6 protein-coding genes are annotated in these 5750 nt (G+C 34.3%); 1 reads left to right on the forward strand and 5 read right to left on the reverse strand.

Annotated features, from left to right (window positions below; all coding sequences use genetic code 11):
- Positions 1-645: 645 nt before the first annotated feature.
- Positions 646-1389, forward strand: a complete 744-nt coding sequence (locus tag WFK35_RS19815) for a dienelactone hydrolase family protein (protein WP_336734136.1) — start codon at positions 646-648, stop codon at positions 1387-1389.
- A gap of 47 nt (positions 1390-1436) precedes the next feature.
- Here the strand turns inward: WFK35_RS19815 and WFK35_RS19820 are convergent, their stop codons facing one another.
- The 5 genes from WFK35_RS19820 to WFK35_RS19840 all read right to left on the reverse strand — a co-directional run bounded on the left by WFK35_RS19820 (position 1437) and on the right by WFK35_RS19840 (position 5617).
- Positions 1437-1667 (reverse strand): hypothetical protein, encoded by a 231-nt coding sequence (locus WFK35_RS19820; protein ID WP_336734138.1) that lies wholly within the window; start codon positions 1665-1667, stop codon positions 1437-1439.
- A gap of 3 nt (positions 1668-1670) precedes the next feature.
- Complete coding sequence (locus WFK35_RS19825; RefSeq protein WP_336734140.1) at positions 1671-2030, reverse strand: cupin domain-containing protein; 360 nt, start codon at positions 2028-2030, stop codon at positions 1671-1673.
- 361 nt (positions 2031-2391) lie between these two features.
- Entirely contained in the window at positions 2392-2922 is a 531-nt protein-coding gene (locus tag WFK35_RS19830) for a GNAT family N-acetyltransferase (RefSeq protein ID WP_336734141.1), read from the reverse strand.
- 3 nt (positions 2923-2925) lie between these two features.
- Entirely contained in the window at positions 2926-3531 is a 606-nt protein-coding gene (locus WFK35_RS19835) for a DUF2911 domain-containing protein (protein ID WP_336734143.1), read from the reverse strand.
- 208 nt (positions 3532-3739) lie between these two features.
- The gene (locus WFK35_RS19840) at positions 3740-5617 is read right to left on the reverse strand and encodes a hypothetical protein (protein ID WP_336734145.1); all 1878 of its coding nucleotides are present in this window, start codon (positions 5615-5617) and stop codon (positions 3740-3742) included.
- Between the last annotated feature and the right edge of the window lie 133 nt (positions 5618-5750).

Consider the following 5750-nt stretch of genomic DNA (forward strand, 5'->3'; position numbering starts at 1 on the left):
AAAAAACCTTTCCACTGTCACAGAGTTATATTTGATTACTACAAATCAATAAAAAGTTTAAACAGACTCGATATCTTATTTTTATTGATTTTGAGTTATTTTTAGTAATTTAAATTCCTGATTATTTTTCAATAATTTAGAAATGCATTGTTTGTTGTTTTATGAAAAACTTGTTTAAACTTTTTACCGCAAAATATTGTAACACTTTAGTTGTTTAAGTTTAATAATTAAATGGAAAAAAGAGCACATAAGTTAAAAAAATCAAAGATTTTTTCTCTTTGCAGACTTTTGAAATACTTTAAGTAAATTCAATAAAGTCTTTTGTCTCTTTTGCGGTTAAATTTAAAATTAGTTTAAACAAACTTGAAAATATGGGTTTGATTAAATGAAAAATCTTGAATTTTGAGAGAACAAAAGATGTTCATAATTTTTATTGATTAAATCTTAACAGGCAATGGCTGAATTTGGCAGAACTATTGATGGTATTGTTACCATATTGATTAACAGACAGATATTTAGCCCTGATTGAGCGGCATGTCTGAGCTCTTTTCTGTGTTTCGGCGGTGGCTTCGCCACCGCCGAAATCAAGAAAAAGCGAGTAGCGAAAGCGGGAAACAGCTCCTAAAAAAAATTAAATTACAAAATATGATACGTTCACTTTTATTGTCTTCGTTTTTAATGACTTCGGTGACTTTTTTTAGTCAGAATCTGAAACCTGTCGCTTATCAGGACGGCGCGCAGAAACTTAACGGACTGGTAACTTCCAATGCGGGAAAGAAACTTCCGGGAGTTCTGATTCTTCCTGCGTGGAAAGGAATCGATGATGAAGCGAAAACAGCCGCTGCCGAACTTGAAAAACAAGGCTACGTTGCTTTTATTGCGGATATTTACGGTGAGGGAAATATTCCGACCAATATGGATACGGCTGCAAAAAATTCGGGATATTACAAGAAAAATTACGAAGCGTACCAGAAAAGGATTTCACTTGCGCTGGAACAATTGAAAAAAAACGGGGCAATTCCTGAAAAAATTGCGGTAATCGGCTATTGTTTCGGAGGAACCGGAGCTTTGGAATCAGCGAGGGGAAATCTTCCTGTGGTGGGAGTTGTTTCTATCCACGGAAGCATCGGAAAGGATCAGGCGAGAAAAAACGGACCGATCTCGACAAAAATTCTGGTGGAAAATCCTGCCGATGACAGAGGGGTAAGTCCGGAAGATTACAATAATCTGGTGAAGGAAATGAATGAAGGAAACGCAGACTGGCAGATTATTACGTATGCACATTCCAAACATACTTTTACCGATCCGAAATCGCCGGATTACAACGAAGTGATGGCAAAAAGAGCGTGGAACCACACGTTGATGTTTTTAAAAGAACTTCTGAAATAATTATAATCCTCATAAAAAACGACCTCCAGTCTTAGAGGTCGTTTTCTTTATAATTCGCTTGTCGTGTTGCAGTCAGAACACCAGAAATATTCGGTTTCTTTATCTTTAAGCTTTGTTTTTGTTTTGTTTCCGCAGTTTTCGCAGATGTATTTCTCACTTTCGCTTTCCTTTGCTTCGTAATCACAATTGAAACAGCTCCAAACCGTTAGATGAGACTTTCCGTTGATAAACCATGTAAAGGAATTTTCTTTACACTTAGGACAAATTTGTAGCGCCATTCTTTATTCTTCTCTGTTTACAAGATCCATAGAAAAAGCCGGAAGACAGATGGCAACATATTCACATTCTTCTGAAAACGGATTGCTGTATCGCACTCTTGCTCCTTTTTCTATTAAAATACTTTGTCCTTTTTCTAAAACAACTGTTTCTCCGTCGATTTCAAATTGTTTTTTTCCTGAAATAATTAAGGTGAATTCATCAAATTCGGGAGTCTGATGCGGTTCGCTCCAGTTGGGCGGCGCAACCATGTGTGCAATGGAAATATTGGAATTTCCCGTGGAGTTTCCCCAGTGTTCTTCGATGAGTTTTCCGTCTGTGGTAGGAACAACGAATGGGGATTGCTGAATTTTATATTTCTTCATATTATTTATTTTTTATTTTTTGAACACTAAGTAAACAAAGTTTTTTACTAGTGATCGCTTTTTAGTTTCACAAAGCCGTTTCACTTGTAAAATTTAACAAAGGTTTTAATTTAAATAAAATTTAAACTAAAAGTCTGCCTAAACTTTTATTTAACCGCAAAAGGAGCAAAAGATGAACTAACTTTTATTTAAAGTTGATCATTATAAATCAAAAAGGTAACAATAGTTTAAAAAATCTTTGATTTTCTTGCGCCTTAAAGGTTTGAGATTGATAAAAATCTTTTGCCTTTGCGTTTTCCAATAAGACTATTTTTATTTTAAAAAGTTTAAACAAACTCTATATGTGAAATCTGCAAAAAAATTAAACCCAATGATTTTCTTTTCTGATTTCATACACGAAGTTAGTTCTCGTCGGTTCTCCGAAATACGCGACTTCCTGCTCCGCAATTTTCTTTCCGCCTAATCTTTCCAAAGCAATCTGGGAACGGTAATTTTCTTTCCCGATATGAAAATGAACTATGTCTACAAACTGAAAAATATAATCAAGCATTAATTTTTTAATCTGCGGATTGATTCCTTTTCCCCACGATTTTGTTCCATAAAATGTGTAGCCGATAAAAATACGGTTTGTCTCTTCATCATAATCATAAAAACGACTGCTTCCTAAAACGGCTCCTGTTTCTTTTTCAATAATTTTAAAGGCACCTTTGCTTTCTATTGCTCCTTTGAAAAAATTTTCGAAAACTTCCCTTTTGTAGCGGTCTTTATTGGGATGCTGGTCCCAGACTTTCGGATCGGAAGCCACTTCGTATAAAGACTCAAAATCCCCTTGTTGTAAGGGGATTAACTGATATTTTTCATTTTCTAAAACAGTCTGAATAGAAAAGTTCATTTCTTAGCCTTTTGTTTTTGCTGCGTCAGATTCTATCTTTTTGATTTCCTTCAGCTTATCTGCAATTTTACTTACGGCTTCCGGACTTGAAGGTTTTAAAGCAACTTCCGCCTGAGAAAGATCCCACTTTAACACAAGGTTGGCTGAGTTTTCGCCTGTAGGATTCAGAGTAATTTCGAACCATTCCTGCTTATCTGCTAATTTATTAACCGGAACCGTAACATCTACAACGTCCTGTTTTGCATCATATGTATAAGCTCCCCACTGCTGGAAATCTTTGTTTAAGATTACTTTCCATTCTTTTTCTGTCGGAACGATGAATAATCCATAAGTTCCTGCCGGAACAATTTTTCCGCCGAAGTTTACAGACTGTCCGAATGTAATTTTGGTGGATGAATTCGCTCCCGCTCTCCAAACCTGTCCGTAAGGAACCAGTTCTCCGAAGATTTTACGTCCTTTTACTCCCGGTCTTCCGTAATCGATCGTGATTTTAGACATTGAAAACTGCTGCTCTACTTTCTGGCGCGGACTTGCTGCCGGTACAGAATAATCCTGAGCAAAACTGAAAACTGAAGCTGATATACAAATTGCAAATAGTAACTTTTTCACTTTTTTAAATTTTGCCTAAAATTACAAAATTGAATATAAAAACCATTTTCTGACATGATAAAATTTGTTAAAATGCCATTTTTAATTCCTTGTTTAAGTAAGCTTTCTCATTGTTTCAACCGGTTTTAAGTTTAACTACAAAAGATATTTTAGAAAGCTATTTTCATAATAATCAAAAGTTTAGATAAGTTTCAATCGTTAATGAAAATTAATTCGGCATTGCTTTCCATTTATGCAGAACGGAAGTATACAGATACATAAAGACAAATCCGCAGCATAAAATTATATAACTGAGATTGAATTCTAATGTTTTGATAATTGTAGGACAGTTATAAGACATAATATTGATCTGGTCACAGTTTCTTTCCTGATGGATATTAATGATAAAAAAGATCAGCAAGACAAAAAGAGCAAAGCCATTCATCGAGATGTTAATGAGAATTGAGGCAATAATTTTTTTAAGACTTTTCATCATTACAATTGGAAGCAGTAAAATCACCAGTCCTATAAAAAAGACAAAATAGGAAACAAAAAATTCAATTTCACTTCTACCGCCAGAAGCTGAAAATAAAACTGTTACCAGAACAACTGCCAAAAATAAAACGCCCGCACTAATCACGCTGAAAAGAAGAGATTTTAGCCCTGTTATTCTGAAGCTGAAAATAATGGTAGAGAGGAAAAATGCGATCCAGATATAAATATGAATATTTTCTGAAAAGAAATCCGTAGATTTTATATTATCTACATTATTCAGAAGATTCTGAAGATTGTCTGAATAATAATAGTAATCTGTCGTGTTATTCTTAAAATATTCCGCCGGAGAAAGCTGGTTATCAATATCCGGATTAAAGTCTCTGATCTGAACGGAATCATTCACCACTTCACCGTCTACAACAGCAACAGCAGAATCTGCAACAGTCTCGGTGTACACATAATTTCCGTCTTCGTCCATTGGCGGATTATTTACATCATATTCTTCACCCGGAACCGGTTTGTATTTTTTAATAAAATATCTGACGTTGAAATCATCGGGATAATAGATCATTTTCACCCAGCTTTTTGAATCAAGATTATTGTTGATTCCGAATTTTTTCGAAATATCAAGAAAACTTTTCAGCAGCTTTTCAATTTCTGCAGGATTTTTTTTATTCAGCAGATCCGTTGTAAATCTGTTGATTTCGAATCTCTTCTTTTTATAAGAGTCTTTAACCATCTGATTGTATCCATCATAAGGTTCTTCAACAGAATATTGCATCCTCAAATAATCCTTTCCTGAATCATCATCACTATAAAATACATCAGAAAAATTATAATACGTTAAATCCGTGGTATTGATGTAGGATGACATATCCACGACATCTTTTTTGAAATAGTAGGTTGCAGAACCTTTTTTATTTTCTTCATACGCCAGATTTTTTTTGGTTTCACCTGACGGGAAAAGGAAATCTCCGTATTTATCTTTTTTATAAACGGTTTTTGAATATAAGTTATAGAACTGATAAATCCTGTTATAGTACACAAAATATTTCTGGTTCCGGTCTATTTTATTAATATCCGTTTCGCAATACAAATCGTAAAACTTTGGAAAAGTTCTGTTATCCAAAGTATAATGCTCCAGATCCTGAGAAAGAAAAGCACTGGCTTTATTAATAACGTTGATATTTTCAGTCATTTCCTGATCGGGATATTTGTTTTTGATAAACAATTTAAAACCCGTCATATAAGAAAAATAAAAAGTAGTACCTGCAAAAAGAATAATGAAGTACTGAACAAACTGCAGGAACAATTTCCCTTTTAAAGAAGGATAAAAGTTTTTGAATGCGTTATTTTTAAACATCATAATCAGCCATCCCACCATCATGAGAACGGAAATAATAAGGTGGATAAAAATCATTCCTTCGCGGAAATAGTCATCTTTTACATTCATTTTCTGTAAAGAGACCGGATCTGCGTGAGAAATATAGCCTACGATAAAAAAGAAAATATGAAGCACTGCACTTGCCAAAAGCATCCATACAATTCTGGTATTCCATACCGTCGGATATTTTTCGAGCAGATATTGATTGATTTTATTTATTTTTTGCATTTTTTGTTGAATTTGAGAAAATTAGCTTACGAAAAATCTTCTGGTTGAAGAAGAAATATTCCGGATGTACACCACATTCATTCTGGCATTTCCGAGCGCAGACATCACGGTATGAAACTCTGTATCTGCTGAA

This window comes from Chryseobacterium sp. VD8 (assembly GCF_037149975.1).
GTDB classification, from domain to species: domain Bacteria; phylum Bacteroidota; class Bacteroidia; order Flavobacteriales; family Weeksellaceae; genus Chryseobacterium; species Chryseobacterium indicum.